We start from the raw sequence: 21,293 nt of genomic DNA on the forward strand, positions 1-21,293 counted from the left end.
TTTCCTGAGTAAAAGCGACGCAGAGCCTCTAGACATCGGTTCCCAGGCTCTTGGCCGGGGAACCAGTAATATTTTACTGTTAGTTTTTCCCAAAACCTTTGCCGCGATTGGTTGAAGGCATACAAAGACAGTTTTCGATTTGCGATCGCAAAGTCTCGCTATCCAAACCCTGACCGATCAAAACAAGCTGGTTTTTGCGATCGTCGCCTTTCCACTCGTCGTCGTCCATCGAAAATCGCTTGCCGCTCAAATGGAAAATATGCCGTTTCGGACTTTCTTCAAACCACATAATCCCTTTCGCACGAAACACGTTTGTTGGCAGTTGGTTGTCTAAGAAATATTGAAATTTTCTCAGAGAAAACGGCTTGTCGCTTTGGAAAGAAATTGAAGTAAATCCGTCATTTTCTAAATGGTCGGAGTGGTCGTGATGGTCGTGGTCGTGATGGTCGTGGTCGTGGTCGTGATGGTCGTGGCCGTGGTCGTGATGGTCGTGGCCGTGGTCGTGATGGTCGTGGCCGTGGTCGTGATGGCCGTGGTCGTGATGTTCGTGACTGCTAGCAGTTTCCTCAGATTGGAAATATTTGTCCGACTCAAACAACCCGACACTGAGGACTAGCGGTAGGGGAACTTGCGATTTTACTGTTCGCAAAATTCTAGCACCTTCTTTGATATCGCGAATCTTAACTTCCAACAAATCTAAATCTGCTTCTTCAACCAAATCTGTTTTGTTGAGGATAATTATATCGCCGTAAGCTATTTGACTGTAAGCTGCTTCTGAGTTAAACAAATCTAAGCTATAGTTAGCTGCGTCTACTACTGTCACTATCGAATCTAGACGGGTCAGGTCGCGCAATTCTGTGCTTAAAAAAGTTAGAGCAACTGGCAGGGGGTCGGCGAGTCCGGTTGTTTCTACTACTAGATAATCGAGGTTTTCTTGACGTTCTAAAACTTTGTAAACTGCATTTACCAAGTCTTCATTAATTGTGCAGCAAATGCAGCCGTTGTTCAGCTCAACCATGTTGTCGTCGGTGGTGACAATCAGTTCGTTGTCGATGCCGATTTCGCCAAATTCATTGACTAAAACTGCTGTTTTCAAACCTTGCTGGTTGGTCAGGATGTGGTTGAGCAGGGTTGTTTTGCCACTACCGAGAAATCCTGTAATGATGGTAACGGGCAAGCCGTGTTTGGGAGCGTCCATCGCCTGCTCTGTCTCGGACTGAGTTGTAGATTGCATAGCTTGAATGTCAAATAACGTCTGAAGCTTAAACTTGTTGTCCTATTGTATCTTATATTAATTCCGAACAGCGCATTACAAGTGCTAATTATCGGAAATTGCTAAGTGTTCGATCGCACCCTGTTTAATTTGGCGATCGAATACTTGGCAAAAGTACCTCTAGGAGTTGGTCTGCAACGTGTTTCCAGGTAAACCCAGCCGCTACAAAATTGGGGCCTGCTTCGCGAGAGCGATCGCACAACTCCGGCTGTTCTATAATGTTTTTCATTAAGGCGATCGAATGTTCTAAATCTGGCATCAGGCGAAATATCGGCATACCGTTAGAAGTACCTTCTTGAAACGTGCTTTCGACGTGCCAAGCAAAATCTGGAGTTGTAAAATCATCCGTCGGGCCGCCTTTAGTGCAGATTAGCGGCAAGCCACAAGCAATTGCTTCTAGTGCTGGCAAATTGAACCCTTCTGCTAAATAAAGAGATACGTAGGCATCGGCGGCTTAATAAAGTTGAGCCATTTTTTCAAAAGGCAGTGTTTCTCCTATATAAGCCATGCGCGGCAAAACTTGTTCTGCTTCGTCAAAGGTTAATTCGTCTATGTTTTGAGCGATCAGAGAATCCGACTCATATATTGATTCTTCTCCTTTCAATACTAATCTGGCTTCGGGATAACTTTCAACTACAACTGCGAAAGCTTTTAACAATAAATCGATGCCTTTATTGGGAGATCCTGCACCGATATTCAAAAATACAAATCCTTCCCATCCTAGCTGTTTTCGCAAAGCTTCGCGTTCCGATTTTGTTAAAGGTTTGTATATATTCGGATCGATGCCGCAAGGTATGACAATTGTGCGATCGGGATTCGCACCGCTGCGGATAAATCCGGTTTTCGACCAATGGGAAGGCGTAATAATAATTATATCAGAGTTGCTGTGTCCTTCGCGGAGGGAAGCTGCGCCCGTTATTCTAAAGTTTTCGTTGTGCAGAATTCCCCATTCTGTTGTGGCAAACAAGCACGTCCGTTTTGTATTTGAGGGTGCAAAATTGTAAGGTACTGAGATCCGTAACGTAGCGTCTGCTTTTAGAGACGCGGAAGGGTGAGGAATATTTTTTATTGCTGCTTCAGCATTTGCGTCTAACAAACCGATTGCTGGCTGCCAATTTTCGTCTAGATATGGGATATCTTTGTGGAAAATTTCTAAGTTGGGATATTTCAGCATTTCTAGTAGCTGAAATTGATTGGCGATGGCGTAGGAGTGTGGCAAAAAGCGCCAGCCTTCAACAATTATACGCATTTATTTGTTACTTGTTAATTCTTAATTAATTAAACGCTGCAAAACGCAACCATGTAAACGATTGTTCGGACTGAGTTGTAGATTGCATAGCTTAACTATCAAATAATGTCGATCGCACTTTTATTGTGTTTCTTATTGTATCTTATTTAGAACAAGCCCCGATCGACCCGGTTTCTGGGAGAATTTTTGGGTGCGGCAGCACAGCACCTACCCGCGAGCCCGCAATCAACTCCAGAGTACAACGGCACTTGTTGGCTTGTCACCTGTTTTCCCAGTAAATCCAGCCGCGAAAAAATTGGGGCAGACTTTCGCCAGTGCGATCGGTCCATTTCCCCTGCTCTACAATAGTTTTAATTATTAATCTGCGTAAAATATTTAAACTTCAACTAAAACAGGGCGGTGGCTAAAAATAGCCACCGCCCTCAAGATAATATCGAGTTATCTAAATCTGTGCTTACGCAGGAAGCAAGACTGAATCGATAATGTGAATGACACCATTGTCAGCAGCAACATCGGGTGTAGTAACGGTAGAATCATTAATTTTGACGCCATTGGAAGCATCAATTTTAACTTCTGAGCCTTCAACTGTCTTCGCAGATTTCAGTTTGACCACATCAGCGGCCATAACTTTGCCAGAAACGACGTGATAAGTCAAGATTTTTTTGAGCTTAGGGATGTCCTTAAGCAGTGATTCTACAGTACCTGCGGGAAGCTTAGCAAAAGCTTCGTCTGTAGGAGCGAAAACTGTGAAGGGCCCAGCGCCTTTGAGAGTATCTACTAAACCAGCAGCTTTGACGGCAGCAACTAGAGTTGTAAAAGAGCCTGCCGCAACGGCGGTATCAACGATATCAGCCAAGTGAGTCACCTAGGTTTTGTATTCTGTATATCAATATAGCGCTAAAAAGTTAATTTAGCTACCTAATTTTTCTCGATCTCAATCAGATTTGCTGATGATTAATATAGCATTTTTTTTATTTAACTATTTTCGCAAAATACCTATCTAAAGGTAGATAATATTTTTAGTAATTTACTGTATTTTAAATTAGCAATGTGATTATAAATACATAGGTAAGAGGCTCGCCCCAGCGCCGTGTTGAAAGTCAAAAGCACTTTTTTTGTGATAGTGCGAACTCCCGTAGATTCTGCAGGTTATATATTTAGCAAGCGGGGACAGCACTACAAAAGCAAAACTAAGATCCTGCCGATCGGCATTTTGACTTAATTAACAAAACATTCAATATCCAGCACAGCCCTAACCCACCCTCAAGCCAGCCACCGCAGACTAATGGCAACAGTTGAGCAAATCCCGATCTAAACTGTTAAAAGCAATTAGCTAGCTAAAAAAAGCCGACATGAGATACAAATTACTAGGTAACAGCGGACTTCGCGTTTCAGAAATCTGCCTCGGAACCATGACTTTTGGCGAAGAGTGGGGTTCAGGCGCTTCCTACGAAGAAAGCCGCAAAATGTTCGACGCATTTGCAGCAGCAGGCGGCAATTTCATTGATACGGCGAATCTCTACACCAACGGTACAAGCGAAAAATATATCGGCGATTTTATCGCAGCCGATCGCGAAAAATGGGTAGTTGCCACCAAATACAGCCTCAACACCAAGAATGGCGAAATCAACGGTTTCGGCAACCACCGCAAAAATATGGTGCAAGCAGTAGAAGCAAGTTTGAAGCGACTGCAAATTGAATATATAGATTTGCTGTGGCTGCACGCTTGGGATTTTACCACACCAGTCGAAGAAGTAATGCGCGCCTTTGACGATTTGGTTCGCGCCGGCAAAGTTCTTTATATCGGCATTTCCGATACACCCGCTTGGATTGTTTCTCAAGCAAATACGATCGCCCAAATGCGCGGTTGGACACCATTTATCGGCCTGCAAATCGAGTATTCTTTAAAAGAGCGAACACCAGAACGGGATTTGCTCCCGATGGCAAAAGCCTTAAACATTGGCGTGACAGCTTGGAGTCCCCTAGCAGGCGGCTTGCTAACAGGAAAATACAACACTTCAGAAACCGCCAGCGAAACTAAACGGCTTGATTCGCCTGAATCGGGAAAAATTAGCGAACGAAACCTCAATATTGCTCGCGAAGTTAGCTCCATAGCAGCCGAAATTGGCAAACCAGCCTCTCAAGTAGCCCTGAATTGGCTGCGACAACAGTCAGTCAAAGTTATTCCGATTGTGGGTTCCCGCAAACTCTCGCAACTGCAGGAAAATCTCGCTTGTTTAGAGTTTCAATTAACTCCCGAACAAATGCAGCAGTTAGAGAAAGTAAGTGCAATTGAATTGGGTTTTCCCCACGATTTCTTAAAGAGTTCGATGGTGCAAGATTTTGGATTTGGAGGGGGAATCGCTAAAATAGACAGCCGCCGACTTTAAAGTTGCTGCTATCTTCTAGTGGCGGGTTAACGCGGATATGGGCGAACCCGCCCTCAGAGGAATAATTGAGATTGGTACTGTCTCGCGTGACTTTAACCTCGTACCCCAGCACCAATATCATCACCATAAAATCCTAGGCTTCTCATCGCTCTTACCTGGTTTCCGCGATATTGTCGAGCGGGTATAAGATGTGGGTTAAACCCGGCTTCATAAACTGTTATTTATGAATCTATCGCAAGTTATAAATTTTGGTTAATCTTTATATATAGTCATTTCAAATAAAAAAGAGACACTATTGAGCGCAGTAGTCACAGATGAGTTCATCTAAAGATGTCCCAGGAGGAGCATACATTCTGGCTCGCTTTAAGGCACTAAAATCGTGTTCAATATCGTTCAGGTCGGGAGAATATTTTGGGAGAAAAAGAACTTGATGTTCCGTTTCCTCTACCAGTTCTCGGATGGCTGTTTTTCGATGAATCGGTGCATTATCCATGATTAATATAGATGGCTCTGTCAGAGAGGGTAATAAATATAAAGATAACCACCCTTCAACACCTTCTGCATTGAGGCTGTCCGTAAAAACCATTGGGGCAATTAAGTCCTTTTTCCCTTTCAGTCGAACCGCTACTAGATTTTCTCTTTTCCCCCGTTTTCCTGACTTTTCGCCCCAGATTTTTTTTCCTCTTTAAGACCCGCCATAAGCACCATCTTGAAACTCTTCAAATCCTGACTCATCAATAAAGACCCGACTTTGACTTCCCGATACTTTAATCAATTCTCTCAGATATCTGTAGTATTTCATTCTTGCTTCTCGGTTTCTCTCCTGGTAACCCCGTTCTTTTTTTTTTCGAGTAATTTTCATTTCTTTAAGAGCATAAGATATGGCACTTGGTCTTACCCCAAACTTCTTTGCTCTATCGATTAATCTGGTATCTGGATTTTCTTTTACATCCTTTTCTAAGGCTTGCCAATCTAGTTTTCTCTTACGCCTTTTTACCTGTGTGGCCAATACGGTCGGTCCGACCCAGCCACCGATATATCGTTGCCCTTCCTACCTTAAAACGTCCGGCCGCTTGAGCGATATGACCGCCATTTTCTACATAATCCACTACTCTTTTTCTCAAATCAATACTGTAAGACATTTTCCTAGTGGCTTGACTATTTTTATTCATTTTACCTCATTTTTAAATAGTCTCATACTTATTTGAAATGACTATATATGAGGATACAAACGTTACTTAGCAGCGATCGGATAAGCTTAAAAGAGGTGAAGTTTGTCAAATTAAATGGCAACAAAAAGTAGAACGCAAATTTTCTCTATTATACAAAATAAAAGACTAAAAGGTCGATGCAGAATTTGCGGGTAGCCTCTAAGAAGTTTGCAAGGCGTGGCTAGCTAGGAGAGAGTGGGAATATTTGTATGGTACGGATACATCGACAATCCCTACATTCAAGTTTTTTAAGGGATTTTTAACGGCGACGCACCCGCGCGATCGCTATTGTATGGTTTTTGAGAATTTTTATTACAGGATGGTTAAATAAACAAGCCCAAAAATTGTTAACAGGCGAATTGAAATATCAAAAACCATAAATCGAACTCTTGCTGCAGTCGCACGATCGATCGCACCTCCCCCAATCTAAATATTCCCTGACATTTGCTTGCCAAGTCGAAGTCATTACGAGTATGATTTAAATAAGAGTAAAACAGACAGGCGCCATGAGGATTGCAGAAATACCCCTCAACCAGATTCGCCGCCCCTTGCCGCGAGTCAACGACCAAACGAAAGTAGCCGCCCTGATGGAATCGATCCGCGAGGTAGGTTTAAACGAACCCATCGATGTGCTAGAAGTAGAGGGTCAGTATTACGGATTTTCCGGCTGCCACCGGTACGAAGCTTGCCAGCGTCTCGGTTTAGAAACCATCCGCTGCAAAGTCCGCCGAGCTCCCCGTGCCGTGTTGCAGATGCACTTGGCCTGAGCCTCTCAACAGCAATTGACGACAGGCTTTCGTTCGATCGCCCAAACCTTTCTCAGATATTCGATCGACAATCACTAAAAACAAGGTACAAATTTATGACTGCCAACAACCACAAACAACATCTTTACCCGACGCGGATCGATATGTCAGCCGGCACCCGCACTCAAGTAGTCGGGCTGCTCAACGGGACGCTGGCTACGACTCTGGACTTAAAAACTCAAGTCAAGCAAGCTCACTGGAACGTCAAAGGCATGGACTTCTATCAGTTGCACTTGCTCTTCGATGAAATGGCGGGAGAACTTGAAGAATACATTGATATGGTTGCCGAACGAATCACAGCGTTGGGCGGTTTGGCTGTAGGAACAGCCCGCAGCGCCGCCGCCGATTCGATCCTGCCAGAATTTCCTTTTGACATTGTAGAGGGCAAACAATTCGTGACTGCTTTGGCCGATCGCTATGCACCCTACGCCAAACACCTACGCGCGGCGATCGACAAAACATCGGAACTCGGTGATGCTGACACCTCCGACTTGTACACCGAAATTTCCCGAGTAATTGACAAGCGCTTGTGGTTCCTAGAAGCCCACTTGCAAGGTTCTGCGACAACAGGAACAACAGTCGCACCCGAAAAAGTGGCCGCAAGATAGCTAATTGGCGTTGTGGGGCCGGCACTTTTACCAGTAGGCCCCAAAGATGTATTGTCCTTAAGACTCGGGACAGTTTACGATCGAGAATATGTCCATTTATCAATTTGGATGACTTTTTCGTGGCAGCTAATATTCCTGATTATGCTCCTCAACTTCAGCGTCTGATGCAAGAAGCGGGGCTTTCGAGCGATCGAGAACTCAGCCAAAAAGCAGGAGTTCCCGAAATTCAGCTAAGCCGCCTGCGTCGCGGCTTAGCTTTCAAAACCCGAGCCGACATCCTGCTCAAAATCAGTCAAGCTTTGGAAATTTCCTTAAATGAACTGCTCGCAACCTTTGCCCCCGAGCTTGTAGAGTTAGAACCTGCGCCGCCGAGTGCCCTAGAGCGAGAATATCAGCGCCTGCAAGCTACCATCGAACAGCAGCGAGAATCTTTGCTGCAGGAATTTCAGCTTTCTAGCGTGCAAATTTTAGAATCTTGGATGTTGCAGTGGCCGACTGCGGCGAGCAAGGCTGAGGAAAATCACAACTTGCGGGCCCAGAAACTGCTGCCGTTGTTGCGGCCAGTCGAGCAGTTATTGGAGCATTGGGGAATAGAGTCGATCGCCCCAGTCGGAGCCGAACTTCCCTACAACCCGCAACAGCACCAGCTCATCGAAGGAAAAGCCGAGCCGGGAGAATTAGTTAAAGTTCGCTACACAGGCTACAAACAAGGCGACAAACTCCTCTACCGCGCCAAAGTTAGCTTGGTTTGAGCGATCGCCCAAGGCATTCGGTACAATAAAGATTTTCCAGTTCAAAAATAACTCGCCCCCTGTGCGCCGATAGTCCGATCGCCATCTCTGGCACTCAAAACCCTTGGGGCGCTGCGGGGTTCTGGCGCTTTTTCCCTCTGTTATTTGGATCGGAGTCCATCTCGCAGCTATACTAACCCTAGTCTGGCTAGAAATTCTGACATTCCCACCGCAAAATATGAGTCCTGTAGTTAAAATTATTCAACCCTCTGGCATTTTAGACGGCACCAAGGCAAGTCAATTCCGCCAAGAGATTAGTGACCTAGTGGAAGCGGGAGCCGATGTGGTATTGATCGACTTCCAAGATGTGACATTTATGGATAGTTCTGGTTTGGGCGCTTTAGTCTTGGCGCTCAAAACAGTCCGGGCCGCTGGAAGTCAATTAGTTGTCTGTTCTATCAACGAGCAAATCCGCATCTTATTTGAACTCACCAGCATGGATCGAGTTTTCGAGATATTTTCCACCCGCGATGCTTTTAATAGCAAAATTCTCTCAACTAACTAAATCCAGTGGCTGCTGTATTCTTGCTATTTGGTTGCAGATGTGCTGCCATAACTCAGCTAGCCAAAGTTTACCTTGAGTAAAGACCAATCATCATCAAAAACTGCCTTGGCGTTCAACTTTTGAGTGTATTTCAAAACTTGCTCTAACTGGTCGGCACTTGCATCGTTGTAAGCTGCTAGCAGGTCGATGAATGGGTCAAGCCCCCAGATATTGCCGTCAGGTTGGTGGATCTCGTATACCCCGTCGCTAAAGATGTACAGAGTGCTAAAAGCCTCCACATCGCAACAATTATCGACATAGGGGGCATCGGGGAACATCCCGACGGGCATTCCGGGGGTTTTTAATCGCTGGATTTTAGCCGTGCTTGTCGGCGACTGGGAAATCAACACTGCCGGGGGATGGCCGGCGCTGGCGTAAACTAGCTGGCGAGAAATGCGGTTGTAAACGCCGTACCAGATGGTGAAATACTTGTCATTTTGGTAGCTCATCTGGAAGGTGGTGTTGAGGGCGCGCAAAACGTCGCTGGGTTTGTAGTAGTCAATGTTGGGCAGCGCGCGCGATCGCAACAAATTTAGCACGGCGACAGAAGGCAGCGCCGCCCGCAAACCGTGACCGGCTACGTCTAGCAAGTAAATCGCCAAAGAATCGGCATCCAGCCAGTTGTAGTCGAAGCAATCTCCCCCCAACTGCCGGGAGGGAATGAATTTTGCCTCGATGCTGACAGGTTCCGTCATCGGATCTGGCAGCAGCGATTGCACGTACTCGGCTGCCTCGGCTAACTCGGCTTCGAGGTTTTGCATCGCAATTTTCAAGTCTCGGCCGAGTTGGTGCAGCCGCAATCCGGCGCGTACTCTCGCCTGTAACTCGTTAAGTTCGATCGGCTTGGAGATAAAATCGTCGGCACCTGCGTCGAGCCCTTTGACTCGATCGGCGATCGATCCCAAAGAAGTCAACAAAAAGAATTGTGTAGTTGACAGATCCGGATCGGCCTTAACTCGAAGGCAAACATCAATGCCGGTCAAGCGCGGCATGATCCAATCGCAAATGATCAGCGCCGGACGTATTTTTTGCGCTTGGGCTACGCCGTCTTCGCCATTACTTGCTACTGTCACTTCGTAACCCTGTTTTTTCAGGGTTCTCCTCAGCAGTTCTTGAACAGCAGTATCATCGTCAATAACCAGAATTTGAAACATGGGCACTCAGGTACTACAAGTCTTTCAAGGTCTGGGGGTCATTAAAAATATATTCTGTCAGCGCGGTAGTCTGAGATTGAGTATAGTCTAATAACATCGCTTTCCAGGTAAATGCTTTTGCCTGCCAGCCATCAAGTTCAATTTACCTTTAAATTTGAGCAAAATTTTGGCGAAGTCGAACTTACCCAGTTTATACTCAAAATATAAACTTTTATAGACTTTTTTGGGCGGCGGGCGTGAATTGACATCCGGGTGACACTTCTGGTATAATGAAGAGCTAATTACTCGATTTGACATTTATTTTCCTAGCAGCAAAAGCTAGTACGATCGAACTCCCATTCAAATTTGCCTAATTTTACAGGGCAAAAGAGTTGACAAGGTGGAAAATGACTCGGCTGGTGAATTACTGCGATGGGCGATCGTGGCGCTAGCAGTTGCCCGCCTTTTGGGAAAAAAGTTAAAAACGTAAAGTACAGGCAATACCATATTTGTCTATATTTTATGGAACTATAATTTCAGTGGCAGAGCGTGATTGAATTCAAAGGTTCCGAACAGTTGCAAGTCCTAAAGAAAGCGGATCTTCAAGTCAATACTGGTCTGAGTGCTTTAGAAAAAGTTTTATCGTGGTTTGCACAATTATACGACCCGCGAATTCCCACAAGTGTGTGGATACGCTGTCAATTAGCTTTGGCTGAGGGTTTTACAAATGCGGTGCGTCACGCCCACGAGGGTAAACCGCCGGATTTGCCGGTGGAGATTCAGGTGGCGGTGTGCAGTGAATCTTTAGAGATAGACATTTGGGATTCGGGCGCTGCGTTTGATTTAGAGCAAAAAATTAAAGATATGTCGGAAAAAATCGATTGTGAAGCTTCGGGGGGGCGGGGCCTAAAGTTGATGAAAGACATCGCAGACAGTCTCAGTTACAAGAGAATGGCTGATGGACGGAACTGTTTGTCGATCGTCAAAAATTATACTCCAATCTCGCAGGCGGACGATGAAAATGAGAGTTTGCAATTACCAGAGGAACTTTCTGATTGAGGAACAACCGCAGCTTTTAAAGGCGGGAGAGAGGATTTAGCCACAGCAGAATTGTCCGTTTTAATTCATTTAATTCTCGATACACTTCTTGTTTGACCCATTGTCCGATCGCGTCGAAGGGTGTAAAAATTTGACCCATAGGCCAGCTAACATCTTGACCTAATGGCGTTTGATGGTTGCCGGCCAGGGTTTGAACTGTAATCATGTCGGGAAATCTCGGTTTGAGCAGATTTGTCAACAGCAAGGTTTGGTCGATGTTGTCGCCGTTAAATTTGACTAAAAGATTGCGCCGGATTTGATAGCTATCTTGCACTAGGCGATTGGTGTCTTGCGGGGAAGGGGTAAACTCGACTTTAAAGACGGGGGAAATTTGCTCGACGATGGGAATGGCTTCGGAGGCTGCATAATTGTTGAAAGAAATCAGAATATTGCCTGCCCTTTCTATGTCAAATACAGAACCGATCAGCAAGTGCAGTTTGCATCCCATGCTGTGCCCTATCCCGTAGATGGGGAGATAGGAAGATTTGAGCAATTTAGTGGCGCGCAGGCGATCGAGGGCATTTTCAAATTTGTTGAGGACATCGCGGGCGATCGCAATATGATCCAAAGTATTGACAAACGGCGTTGCTACTACAACATATCCTTGATTTCCCAAAGCTTCTAACAGCCAGCGATAGGTTAGTTGCGGCGCACTCGCCACAAATGCACCGCCGAGAAAGTGTACGATCGCGATCGGTTTAGAAGGAATTAATACCCAGTTGCCGGAAACTTCTTGCCAGTCCATAAATTTCATCAAGTTTAAACTAAAAAGGCGATCGTCCTCAGAAAAGCAGAAAGTACAAAACAGAATTTTTTCTAAATCTTTGCTTTTAACTTTCTGCCTAAAAAAGGGGTTTAATATCATGTCCGGTCTACGATCGTAACAAAAAAAAGGTTCGTAGTGCGGACGACCGTCTGCAGAATCAAAGCGGACTCGCATTGGGCCGGCGCGAACCAATCTTATTGCGGTCAATTGACCGGACACGATCTTCTCTAGGATTTCCTGCCGATTTGGGACGATTGCTAAGAGTTCAATTCTACCGAATCACTGGTGTCTTCTACAGTTAAATCGCCCAACGGATCGTGAGCCTTTATCCATTTCCATTTGTTCACAGCACCTTTCGGAGACAACACTGTGGTAGCAATGCCGTACATTAGAGTCTGCAACACTTCCCGATTTAACCAGCTTTGTCCTAGCTTTCTCATGTAGTGCAGTGCCAAAAGTTCTCGAAATTTGTTAAATTTTTTCAACCGTGGCAAATTATTAAAACATACCTGTTCGTACTCGTTGAGCGATAACTCTTGTTCTCCCCGCAAGCGTCGCAGTTGGTTTTCCTTGACACAATCAGCAGCTATGCGCTTTTTCAGCCAGTGTTTGTCTGTCAGAGAGTTCCCTCTAATTCGATAATTTCCTAAAGGTGTCTTCGTTGCTAACAAGCCGTGCTTTTGAGCAATTTTGGTAAATAATTCTGTATCTTCTCCTACCTGCCAATCTTCTGCAAAGCCACCTTCTTGGAGTAGAATAGAGCGATCGACTACCACAGAAGACGGAAAAACCCAAGGACTTTCACCTGTCTCCTTAATCGCCTGCATTTCTGCTTTAGTTGTAGGATAGGTGGCAATATAGCCCAACTTGTTGCCGTGCTTGTCTAAATATCGCAAAGCATGAGCCACAGCTTTGACTTCGGGATTGTCTTCGAGCATTTTCAAACACACTTCTAGCTTGTTTGCTTCCCAGGTATCGTCGCTGTCTAGAAACGCTACATACTTGCCCGTTGCTCGATTTATCATTAAATTTCTAGCCTTAGAAACTCCAAAATTTTCGCAATTTCGGAAGTATTGAATTCGGGAATCTTGCTCGGTAAGTTTAGTAGCAATTTGGGCTGTAGCGTCTGTAGAGAAGTCATCAATAATTAAAATTTCTAAATGCTTGTGAGTACCGTTGACTGCGGAAACAACTGTTTCGGTTAGAGTATCTGCTGCATTAAATGCAGGAATAATTATACTGACTTTTTCGTTGTTCATGAATTGAATTAGCTAGAGTTTGGTAGTTATTATTTTAAGTATGGTTTTCGCCACTTAGGAATGAAGCTTCCATGAAAATACTTAGAAAGTAGGAGTTTTATACATAAACTGCAAATTGCAGGCTTTGAAAGCCACGAAGTGCGATCGAGTACGATTTCCAAGGCTTTGTTTGAGCTGTTAACTTTCCAGCCAGAATGTTGTTATCGTTTCGATCGTTCCAGCTTTTTTCCACTGCCTCGCGTTTAGGCACGTACAGAAATAGGATGCTATTAGGAGCATCTGTGTTTTACTTTAACGCTTGCAAGTCTTAAAAAAATGCTTTTTTAAAGTCGAAAATGCTCCCATGCTATTTTTGTACGATCGTATTTTGTACGCACTGTTAACAAGACTCTAGTTCCACCATTATATAACCTTGTTAATTTTTTGAGACTAAATTCATTGAATTAACTTTTGATATCATCATAGTCGGCACAGTTTTTAATCGCCAACGGTAGAATTATTGTTATTGCCCATTTCTGGTGAAACCCTCACGCGCGCGATACCGCTCTTAGTCAGGGAATTTATTCTAAGAGCGGTATCGCGGTGAGGGTTTTTAGGAGATTTAGGTAACGATAATCGGTATGATTAGGGTGGGATATTCTCCATTCTGTGAAATATTAACGGTAGAATGCGGGTTTTGGTCGCCACCTCAAAAAGTGTCGGGAGTATTGTAATTAAACTATCGGACTAATTGAAATAGTAACTTTGTAGCTATTAATTATTGTATTTTAATTGAGATTTAATCTATATCTTTAGGATGATGTTATTCAAATTATGCTGTAAAATGAACTGAAAAATGGGGGGCGAATGTTTTTTAAGTTAAGCGGTAAAGTGCGAATTTATACTTGTTTCCTAACGGTTTTGCTGTTCGGCGGCTGCCAGCAGCAACTACAGCCAAAGTTGCAGCAGCGCAGCAAACAGGGCATGGTAGTTTCGGCTCACCCTCTGGCGAGTGCTGCGGGGTTGAGGGTGTTGCAAGAGGGTGGCAATGCGGTGGATGCGGCGGCTGCTACGGCTTTGGCGATTTCGGTGGTGGAACCTTTTTCGGCGGGTATCGGGGGCGGGGGTTTTTTGCTGCTGCGGCGGGCCGAAACGGGGACTGTGCAAGCGCTGGATTTCCGGGAACGAGCTCCGAAACGGGCGGGGCGGGATATGTACCTCGACAAGCAAGGCAAGGTGCGCCCTAGGGCGAGTCGGGACGGGCATTTGGCTGCGGGTATTCCGGGTACGGTGGCTGGACTTTATACGGTGCAACGCGAGTACGGGAAGTTGCCTTGGGCGCAGGTGGTGGCGCAGGCGATCGCCCTGGCGGAAAATGGCTTTCCGGTGAGTTCGCGCTTCACAAAGGCTGTTGGGGGGCGAGTGGATGCGATCGAAAAAAACCGGGCGGCACGGGATGTTTTTACTCGTGGCGGCATTTTATACCAACCGGGAGAACTTTTGGTGCAGCGGGATTTGGCGCGGACTTTGCGGCAAATTTCTCAAAACCCGCAAAGTTTTTATCGCGGGGATATTGCGCGGGCGATCGCCAGCGACATGGCTAAAAACGGCGGCATCATGACTCTCGAAGATTTGAAAAACTATACGCCGATTTGGCGCAATCCGGTTTGCGGTAACTTTCGCGCTTACCAAATTTGTGCGATGTCGCCTCCTTCTTCCGGCGGCGTTCATTTATTGCAAATCTTAAATATCCTCGGAGATACGGATCTCAAAAGGTTGGGGAGGAAAAGTCCAGATACGCTACATTTACTGGCGGAGTCGATGCGAATTGCTTATGCTGACAGGGCTGAGTATTTGGGCGATCCCGATTTTGTGAGTGTACCGGTTAAAGCTTTGACTAGCAAGAATTATGGCAAATTTCGCCGATCGCAAATCGACATGACAACAGCCAAACCCTCGACGGAGGTAAAAGCTGTTGATGCTAAAACTTTGAGCCGTTTTGTGCGCGAGTCGCCGGAAACTACTCACCTGACGGTAGTTGACTCGGATCGGAATGTGGTGAGTTTGACGTTTACGGTGAATGGCGGTTTTGGGGCTGCGGTGGTGGCGGCGGGTACGGGAATTTTGCTCAACAACGAGATGGACGATTTTGCCGCTGCGCCGGGAGTGCCGAATTTGTCGTCTGGTTTGGTGGGCGGTGAAGCAAATTCGATCGCCCCTGGAAAAACTCCTTTATCCAGCATGACACCGATGATTGTCACAGAAAATGGCAAATTTCGCCTCGCTGCCGGTGCTCCCGGAGGTAGTACGATTATTACCACGGTGTTGCAAATTGTGCTGAACGTGTTGGTTTACGACATGAATGTCAGCGAGGCTGTATCTGCACCGAGAATTCACCACCAGTGGCAGCCCGATCGCCTGATGGTGGAACGCGGAGGTTTTGATGCTGCGACGCTATCGGAGTTGCGCCGCCGGGGACACCAGATTGTCGAACGTGACGGCTGGGGAAATGCTAATGCGATCGTCCTGACACCTGATGGTTGGTTGGAAGGGGCTGCCGATCCGCGCGGGGAAGGAGAAGCAAAAGGGTTTTAGTCATCCACGATCTGTCATTAGTAATTGTGGCGATCGCCAACCGTATACAAACTCGTTTTAATTGCTATCGAGTGTGTAAGTCTGGAAATTATTCATTTGTCTGCGTGTATTTCGGACTCAATATTTTTGCACTGAGCTTTATTGACTGACTAACCACCAAAAAATATCCATACAATTTTCCACAAAAACCGTAAATATACGGAGATGTGAAGTCATTGTAAAGGCCCTAGACATTGATACTTATATAATGTGAAAATGAAGTTACGTAATGAATCAGCTTAACAATTATCACACAAAAACTATGATAAATCTTAACACACTTGTTAGCTTAACTGCTGCTCTGAGCTTGTTGGCCGCCCCAGCAATGGCATTTTCGGTAGGAGAAACTAACAACACTGAGACTTTGAAAAAAGAATTATTGGGAAATAATACAGCCGGACTGAGTGATTTTTCAGTTTCAATTAGCGGGAATTCTGCTGCTTTTGGTACTTTTATGAATGACCCCTTTGGTTTGACATCAGGTGTTGTTCTCAGTACCGGTAAAGTCACAGACATACCGGGTCAGAATCAGAAAGATAACGTAATCACCAACAGCAGCGATTTAAACACGGACTTTGGGCCAAAGGACGAAGAAGGAGATTTGACTCAGCTCAACCTCAGTTTTTTTGCTAATTCCACGGTTGAAAAGTTGGTTTTTCAATATGTATTTGCTTCTGAGGAGTTTCCTGAGTTCGGCAGCTCTAAATTTAATGACGATTTTGAACTGCTGCTAAACGGCACTAATTTAGCCAAATTGAGCGACGGGGAAACAGTTACAATTAATAATCTTGTTCCCGATCCGTATAATCGCTCTCAAGATCACCCAGACTATATTGACAACCCAAGTTTTACAGGTATTGCTGCTAGCATCGTTAGGCTGGACGGTTTTACTAAAATTTTAGGTTTTGAGGGTTTGCTCAAGCAAAATCAGACGAATGTTTTGAGCATCCGCATTAAAGATGTGGGTGACGGTAATTTAGATTCTGCTGTATTTATTAAAGGCGGTTCTGTGGGAACGGTTAAAGCGGAGCCAGTTCCCGAACCGATGACTGTGGCGGGTTTGATGGCGGGAGGCGCGATGCTGGCTGCTGGACGAAAGTTGCGCGGGCGGAAGAATTAGTATTAAATTCGATCGACCTCAATGAAGCCAGTAACGGGGTTTTATATGATGTCCGGTGGATTGACCGCGATAAGTAAATATCGCTTAGTTGCGTACTAAAGTCCGCAATTTAAGAACGGATTGAACTCCGCGCTACGAACTGCAACTTAAGAACAAACTCGCATTCCGCGCTACGAACTCATTTTATTGCTGTTGTTCTCAGGGGCATAATATAAGTTTGGAGCGGAAATTTACTAAAATCAGATTTTTGCAAAACTCAATCATTCAGTTATGAACACTACCGTCGGGTAATATTGCACCTGTTAATCTAGCTCCCGTAAGTTTGACCATTACCCGATCGCCATAACCGATTTTAGCACCCGTTAAATCCGCACCGCTCAAGTCTGCACCGCTCAAATCTGCTCCGATTAAATTAGTTTCTCTCAAATTAGCATTGATCAAACAAGCCCCTAACAAGTTTGCTCTAAACAAGTTAGCTTTTTGCAAATTCGCACCTGTAAGGTTGATATTGTGCAGAAAAGTATCGCTTAAGTCAGCTTCGCTCAGGTTTGCATTGCTCAAGTTTCTCCCTGAAAAATCTTTTTCTTTCAAGGAAGCTCCTTTAAAGTTAGAACCGCTCAAATCGGGAGCTTGCGGCGCAGCAGGGCGGTAAGGTTGAGATGGCTGCGGCGGTGGCGATTGGTAGCGGGAAGCATCAGAATAGGGCCCGGTAGGATTTCCCGCATAGTTTCCAGCATAATTTCCCGCATAATTTCCCCCATATTTTCCTGAAGAGGGTTCGGGAGAGTAGCGGGGTTCTTTTGGCGTTGCTGGTGACGGCTGGGTGTTTTGTGGCTGAGTGTTTTGTGGCTGAGTGTTTTGATACTGAGTGTTTTGATACTGAGTGTTTTGATACTGAGTGTTTTGTTGCTGAGTATTTCTGTACTGAGTGTTTTGATACTGAGTGTTTTGATACTGAGTGTTTTGTTGCTGAGTGTTTTGTTGCTGAGTTTGTTTTCGCTGGGTGTTTTGTTGCTGAGCTTGTTTTTGCTGGGTGTATTGCTGCTGGGTATTTTGTTGCTGAGTTTGTTTTTGCTGGGTGTATTGCTGCTGGGTGTATTGCTGCTGGGTGTATTGCTGCTGAGTTTGTTTGTATTGGGTATTTTGTTGCTGAGCTTGTTTGTACTGAGTATTTTTGTGCTGAGCGTTCTGATTCTGACCTCTTACCTGAATCGATCGCAATTGTTCGCGAGCTTGATTAATTTGCTTAATCTTTTCTTCCGCTTTCTGCAATAATCTGGGATTGTCTTTGGGGATGCGATCGGGATGCCAAATGAACGCTAAATCCTTGTAGGCTTGAGTAATTTCTTCTCGGGAAGCTCCCGGCAGCAGATCCAGGACTTTATAGTATTGGTCGAGGTCGCTCATATTACCACCTTTCGCTTTAAGAAATTACGAATTAAAAATTAAGATCGGAATAAAGACAGCGTTAAAAGCTGGCTTTTCCGATCGTACATTAAACCAACAACAACTCAACTAAACCGCTGCAGGCAAAAAGTCTCGGATTCGCTGCAAATATGTTGCGGCATCCTCCAACATCGGAAAATGAGCCGTATTGGGAATTATAACAAATTCTACTTTTTTGCTGAGGGAGGCTGCTTGTTCTCCCATGACGGCGGGAATAATTCGATCGAATTCTCCTGCTACAAGCAGCGTGGGAACGCTCAACCGTGCGAATTCTTCGGGCATTTCCTCGGCAGCTCTTTTGCTGACGGCCGTCACCATTGTACCAATAGCAGCTTCTTCGTCTGCCATTAAAAAATCCTTGAGAAACGCCAGACTGACCTCTGTAGGGAGAGATTGGCGCAAAAACCGGGCCATAAAGATGCGATCGGCAAACGGGATAGAAGCCAGCCAAGACGGCCGAAATTTCACGACATAACCGCCGAATTTATGAAAAGTTGTAAAGGCTTTCTCGTCGTATTCAAAAATCCCGCTGCAAGTAAGAATTGCTTTTTCTACTTTTTCGGGATAAAGGTTGAGAAATAAAGTCGCAATAGATGCGCCTGTAGAGTGAGCGTTGAGAAAGACGCGGGGTAAATTCAAAGCTTCTAATAATTCGGCCAAGTCGCGGGCGTAGGTTTCGAGTTCGTAGCTAGACTCAGGTGGTGATGGCGGCAAGGGCGATCGACCAAAACCTCTCATATCGTACAGCAAACAATCAAAATCATCAGCCATAGCCCGCGCCGTGCTTTCCCAGTAGCGCGCCGAGCCGGCCCAGCCGTGGAGAAATACCATTACTGGTTTGCCGCTGGGTTGGGCGCTGTTGTCTGCGGTTATCCACTCGTAATAATGTTCTACACCACCAATTGAAATGAAAGCCATGAGCTTAATTTTAGATTTTAGATTTTAGATTTTAGATTTTAACTCATCGTTCTGCCTGACAGGGCATATCCAGACGTTCTGCCGACCTTTTTGCCTGGTAGCGAGTAGTCCTACAAATCACTTAAAGATTGCTTTAGGAGCGATCGGGCGATCGCCTCTGAGGCGAGCATAACTCATATCATGCAAGCAGGAAAAGATTAAAAGAAAATTTACTGTCAAAAAAATCAATAAATTAGAAGCAGTTAGATTAGCTGGTGGACTGTAAAAATCAGCGGTTAATCGGGAATCCAAGCAATCCCGATCAAACTGTGACTTCGATCGAGCGAACAGTCAACATCGGTTCGTAGTGAATCGACCGGACACGATATCGATCCACCCACATCTGCGGTCAAAAATACCCAAAAATCTCAAGTCAAAATTAATAGACAAACCAGACAAACGAACTATCAAAAAATCAGCGTCAATCCGCCCTAATCAGCGGTCAAAAATCTCAAACAGCAGAAGCAGCCAGCCAAAACAAACCATCCACCAAAAGCGTGCTCAAAACAGCACCGCTGAAGGCGCGCCAGTGCAATTGTGCGTCGCGCAAACTCAGCAAACCTACGGTTAGCAACACAGCAATTAAAAGTAGAGCGCAACCTATGCCCCAAGGAGTGTCAATTTGCCCGATCGCACTTTGAAAAATCGGCATAGCGAATTCCGGTTCCGCGTACATAACTTTCCGCCAGTAAGGCATCAACCCAGTCAAATAAAAATATAAATCAGTAATTGCAGTACCAAATAGCGAACCCAGGTAAAAATAGCTGCCCACTTTTCCCCAAGATTTGTTCAAGCACCAAATAGCAAAAGGCAACCCAATTGCTTCTATAGGTAGATGTAAAATAGGTTCCCATCTAAACCAGCCCCAATAGATGGAACCCGCCAGCCAACATCCGGCAAATCCTAATAATAAATCTCCCCAGAGTTGGGTTTTGGGGCGAAAAATTAGCACTAAACTGAGGACGAACCAGGGAATTGTGGAAAGCAAGCTGATGGTTGGATACAAGCGAACTAAGGGTGCTTGCACGAAGACGGGAATTGAGACTAAAAATGCTGAGGCACAAAATATTAGCCACTGTTTGATGCTGTTTTTTCTGTCTGAAGAAAGAGGATTTTCTAGACTAGAAACAGTGACAATAGGTGGGATAGCCGATGATACTAAATTAAAATTAAACAACTGATTGGACTCCGTACTGTTTCAATAGGTGGACTAAAAATTTGGCTGCGGTTGTGGGTTTTGCGGTTTCAATACCGGCTCGGTTTTGGCTGAGGTGCCAGCCTTTGGCGGTTTGGGGATCTTGCCATAAATCTAAATGTGCGAGCGCCGGATCTGCATAAAAGCTGTCTCCACCGCTGCCGAGAATGGCTGAACTCCAGTGCGTGAAGCGATCGTGGCTGAGCCTGTGGATGGGAAAATTGCCCCCTAGGGGTACTCCCCAGCCGTCTAGGGCAAAAAATGCCCCGACTTGGCCGCCTAGTTGCTGCCACATCAAAGCCGCCCCGATCGCCCCGGCTACTCCTGCCGAAAAGCTCACAAATACTAAACTTTCTCCGGTCAACTCTTGACTGCATAAAAAGTGAAAAATGTCAAGCGCTGAAAAAGGCGGGTGTTTATGAGCGGGAAAAATCTTGACAGGGTAAGATGTTTGGGTATTTTGCCGAGGATTGTCTGGTTCCCACACCTCCGAAAGTCCCGCTAGGAAGCGATCGGTTAGTTTTGGGTCGTGAACTCCCGGACAAATTACCAGTCTCATCGTGCTTCACTAAAATTAATTATCAGCTTAACATAACTTTACTTAATTGTACACCCTAACTAATTATATGCTATCCAGGGGGATAGGGTGTTAAACTAATAACAGAGTCGAGTTTGAAGAGTATCCCCCCACAATAAACGCTGGGAACGCTCCGAAACACCGAAATTGGAGGCAAGGTGAGGAAGTCTTAAGAAAACATAAAACTTAACGCTAGCCGAAACCCCTGGCGGACTACGGGATAATGGGGATATCCGGGCAGTCGAGAAACCAGATTT

Annotated in this window: 18 protein-coding genes and 2 pseudogenes; 8 read left to right on the top strand and 12 right to left on the bottom strand. The window is 45.3% G+C overall.

Annotation, left to right across the window (positions count from 1 at the left end; translation table 11 throughout):
- Window positions 1-79: 79 nt before the first annotated feature.
- The 4 genes and pseudogenes from QUA01_RS13890 to QUA01_RS13905 all read right to left on the bottom strand — a co-directional run bounded on the left by QUA01_RS13890 (window position 80) and on the right by QUA01_RS13905 (window position 3,378).
- Window positions 80-1,234 carry a CobW family GTP-binding protein gene (locus QUA01_RS13890; protein WP_333093028.1) on the bottom strand — a complete coding sequence of 385 codons (1,155 nt, stop codon included), beginning with the start codon at window positions 1,232-1,234 and terminating at the stop codon, window positions 80-82.
- Between the two features lie 124 nt (window positions 1,235-1,358).
- Window positions 1,359-1,712, bottom strand: a pseudogene (locus QUA01_RS13895) (glycosyl transferase group 1); the annotation flags it as partial.
- A 15-nt stretch (window positions 1,713-1,727) separates the two neighbouring features.
- Window positions 1,728-2,522: a hypothetical protein gene (locus QUA01_RS13900; RefSeq protein ID WP_333093026.1), complete on the bottom strand. Its 795-nt coding sequence runs from the start codon at window positions 2,520-2,522 to the stop codon at window positions 1,728-1,730.
- A 454-nt stretch (window positions 2,523-2,976) separates the two neighbouring features.
- A complete protein-coding gene (locus tag QUA01_RS13905) occupies window positions 2,977-3,378 on the bottom strand; it encodes a fasciclin domain-containing protein (RefSeq protein WP_194070943.1) in 402 nt (133 codons plus the stop codon).
- A gap of 496 nt (window positions 3,379-3,874) precedes the next feature.
- On the opposite strand from QUA01_RS13905, the gene QUA01_RS13910 reads away from it, so the two are divergent.
- Window positions 3,875-4,912, top strand: coding sequence for an aldo/keto reductase (locus QUA01_RS13910; protein ID WP_333093025.1), 1,038 nt, complete (start codon window positions 3,875-3,877; stop codon window positions 4,910-4,912).
- Between the two features lie 292 nt (window positions 4,913-5,204).
- On the opposite strand, the pseudogene QUA01_RS13915 reads toward QUA01_RS13910, so the two are convergent.
- Window positions 5,205-6,054: pseudogene (locus tag QUA01_RS13915) on the bottom strand (IS630 family transposase).
- A gap of 575 nt (window positions 6,055-6,629) precedes the next feature.
- Between QUA01_RS13915 and QUA01_RS13920 the strand changes: the two are divergent.
- From QUA01_RS13920 to QUA01_RS13935, 4 genes are all read left to right on the top strand, one after another.
- Window positions 6,630-6,890: a ParB N-terminal domain-containing protein gene (locus QUA01_RS13920; protein WP_194069975.1), complete on the top strand. Its 261-nt coding sequence runs from the start codon at window positions 6,630-6,632 to the stop codon at window positions 6,888-6,890.
- A gap of 95 nt (window positions 6,891-6,985) precedes the next feature.
- Window positions 6,986-7,537: a DNA starvation/stationary phase protection protein Dps gene (gene dps, locus QUA01_RS13925; RefSeq protein WP_194069977.1), complete on the top strand. Its 552-nt coding sequence runs from the start codon at window positions 6,986-6,988 to the stop codon at window positions 7,535-7,537.
- Window positions 7,538-7,701: 164 nt separating this feature from the next.
- Window positions 7,702-8,289: a helix-turn-helix domain-containing protein gene (locus QUA01_RS13930; RefSeq protein ID WP_228050239.1), complete on the top strand. Its 588-nt coding sequence runs from the start codon at window positions 7,702-7,704 to the stop codon at window positions 8,287-8,289.
- A 217-nt stretch (window positions 8,290-8,506) separates the two neighbouring features.
- Window positions 8,507-8,833, top strand: coding sequence for an STAS domain-containing protein (locus QUA01_RS13935; RefSeq protein ID WP_194011010.1), 327 nt, complete (start codon window positions 8,507-8,509; stop codon window positions 8,831-8,833).
- Between the two features lie 56 nt (window positions 8,834-8,889).
- Here the strand turns inward: QUA01_RS13935 and QUA01_RS13940 are convergent, their stop codons facing one another.
- Window positions 8,890-10,026: a PP2C family protein-serine/threonine phosphatase gene (locus QUA01_RS13940; RefSeq protein WP_194011011.1), complete on the bottom strand. Its 1,137-nt coding sequence runs from the start codon at window positions 10,024-10,026 to the stop codon at window positions 8,890-8,892.
- Between the two features lie 528 nt (window positions 10,027-10,554).
- Here QUA01_RS13940 and QUA01_RS13945 point away from each other — a divergent pair.
- Window positions 10,555-11,064: an ATP-binding protein gene (locus QUA01_RS13945; RefSeq protein WP_333093024.1), complete on the top strand. Its 510-nt coding sequence runs from the start codon at window positions 10,555-10,557 to the stop codon at window positions 11,062-11,064.
- 16 nt (window positions 11,065-11,080) lie between these two features.
- On the opposite strand, the gene QUA01_RS13950 is transcribed toward QUA01_RS13945, so the two are convergent.
- Together QUA01_RS13950 and QUA01_RS13955 are read right to left on the bottom strand one after the other, a co-directional pair.
- Window positions 11,081-11,848 (bottom strand): DUF1350 family protein, encoded by a 768-nt coding sequence (locus QUA01_RS13950; RefSeq protein ID WP_333093039.1) that lies wholly within the window; start codon window positions 11,846-11,848, stop codon window positions 11,081-11,083.
- 278 nt (window positions 11,849-12,126) lie between these two features.
- A complete protein-coding gene (locus tag QUA01_RS13955; protein ID WP_333093023.1) occupies window positions 12,127-13,128 on the bottom strand; it encodes a glycosyltransferase family 2 protein in 1,002 nt (333 codons plus the stop codon).
- An 846-nt stretch (window positions 13,129-13,974) separates the two neighbouring features.
- Between QUA01_RS13955 and ggt the strand changes: the two genes are divergently transcribed.
- Window positions 13,975-15,702 carry a gamma-glutamyltransferase gene (gene ggt, locus QUA01_RS13960; protein WP_333093022.1) on the top strand — a complete coding sequence of 576 codons (1,728 nt, stop codon included), beginning with the start codon at window positions 13,975-13,977 and terminating at the stop codon, window positions 15,700-15,702.
- A 301-nt stretch (window positions 15,703-16,003) separates the two neighbouring features.
- Window positions 16,004-16,861, top strand: coding sequence for a choice-of-anchor L family PEP-CTERM protein (locus tag QUA01_RS13965; protein WP_333093021.1), 858 nt, complete (start codon window positions 16,004-16,006; stop codon window positions 16,859-16,861).
- Window positions 16,862-17,125: 264 nt separating this feature from the next.
- Here the strand turns inward: QUA01_RS13965 and QUA01_RS13970 are convergent, their stop codons facing one another.
- From QUA01_RS13970 to QUA01_RS13985, 4 genes are all read right to left on the bottom strand, one after another.
- Window positions 17,126-18,268, bottom strand: a complete 1,143-nt coding sequence (locus tag QUA01_RS13970) for a pentapeptide repeat-containing protein (protein ID WP_333093020.1) — start codon at window positions 18,266-18,268, stop codon at window positions 17,126-17,128.
- A 108-nt stretch (window positions 18,269-18,376) separates the two neighbouring features.
- Complete coding sequence (locus QUA01_RS13975) at window positions 18,377-19,225, bottom strand: alpha/beta fold hydrolase (protein ID WP_194069995.1); 849 nt, start codon at window positions 19,223-19,225, stop codon at window positions 18,377-18,379.
- Between the two features lie 490 nt (window positions 19,226-19,715).
- Window positions 19,716-20,441 carry a DUF3120 domain-containing protein gene (locus QUA01_RS13980; protein ID WP_333093019.1) on the bottom strand — a complete coding sequence of 242 codons (726 nt, stop codon included), beginning with the start codon at window positions 20,439-20,441 and terminating at the stop codon, window positions 19,716-19,718.
- Window positions 20,434-21,018: a hypothetical protein gene (locus QUA01_RS13985; RefSeq protein ID WP_333093018.1), complete on the bottom strand. Its 585-nt coding sequence runs from the start codon at window positions 21,016-21,018 to the stop codon at window positions 20,434-20,436. Before QUA01_RS13985 ends, QUA01_RS13980 begins: the two co-directional genes overlap by 8 nt.
- Window positions 21,019-21,293 lie beyond the last annotated feature (275 nt).

The sequence above is a fragment of the Microcoleus sp. S36a_B3 genome (genome assembly GCF_036700745.1).
Taxonomy (GTDB): Bacteria; Cyanobacteriota; Cyanobacteriia; order Cyanobacteriales; family Microcoleaceae; genus Microcoleus.

Excerpts from the sequence above, each read along its gene's own strand:
- QUA01_RS13930 (WP_228050239.1), top strand. The coding sequence starts at position 7,702 with ATGCAAGAAGCGGGGCTTTCGAGCGATCGAGAACTCAGCCAAAAAGCA.
- dps (WP_194069977.1), top strand. The coding sequence starts at position 6,986 with ATGACTGCCAACAACCACAAACAACATCTTTACCCGACGCGGATCGAT.
- QUA01_RS13920 (WP_194069975.1), top strand. The coding sequence starts at position 6,630 with ATGAGGATTGCAGAAATACCCCTCAACCAGATTCGCCGCCCCTTGCCG.
- QUA01_RS13940 (WP_194011011.1), bottom strand. The coding sequence starts at position 10,026 with ATGTTTCAAATTCTGGTTATTGACGATGATACTGCTGTTCAAGAACTG.
- QUA01_RS13955 (WP_333093023.1), bottom strand. The coding sequence starts at position 13,128 with ATGAACAACGAAAAAGTCAGTATAATTATTCCTGCATTTAATGCAGCA.
- QUA01_RS13975 (WP_194069995.1), bottom strand. The coding sequence starts at position 19,225 with ATGGCTTTCATTTCAATTGGTGGTGTAGAACATTATTACGAGTGGATA.
- QUA01_RS13910 (WP_333093025.1), top strand. The coding sequence starts at position 3,875 with ATGAGATACAAATTACTAGGTAACAGCGGACTTCGCGTTTCAGAAATC.
- QUA01_RS13965 (WP_333093021.1), top strand. The coding sequence starts at position 16,004 with ATGATAAATCTTAACACACTTGTTAGCTTAACTGCTGCTCTGAGCTTG.
- QUA01_RS13900 (WP_333093026.1), bottom strand. The coding sequence starts at position 2,522 with ATGCGTATAATTGTTGAAGGCTGGCGCTTTTTGCCACACTCCTACGCC.
- ggt (WP_333093022.1), top strand. The coding sequence starts at position 13,975 with ATGTTTTTTAAGTTAAGCGGTAAAGTGCGAATTTATACTTGTTTCCTA.
- QUA01_RS13985 (WP_333093018.1), bottom strand. The coding sequence starts at position 21,018 with ATGAGACTGGTAATTTGTCCGGGAGTTCACGACCCAAAACTAACCGAT.
- QUA01_RS13935 (WP_194011010.1), top strand. The coding sequence starts at position 8,507 with ATGAGTCCTGTAGTTAAAATTATTCAACCCTCTGGCATTTTAGACGGC.
- QUA01_RS13950 (WP_333093039.1), bottom strand. The coding sequence starts at position 11,848 with ATGGACTGGCAAGAAGTTTCCGGCAACTGGGTATTAATTCCTTCTAAA.
- QUA01_RS13970 (WP_333093020.1), bottom strand. The coding sequence starts at position 18,268 with ATGAGCGACCTCGACCAATACTATAAAGTCCTGGATCTGCTGCCGGGA.
- QUA01_RS13890 (WP_333093028.1), bottom strand. The coding sequence starts at position 1,234 with ATGCAATCTACAACTCAGTCCGAGACAGAGCAGGCGATGGACGCTCCC.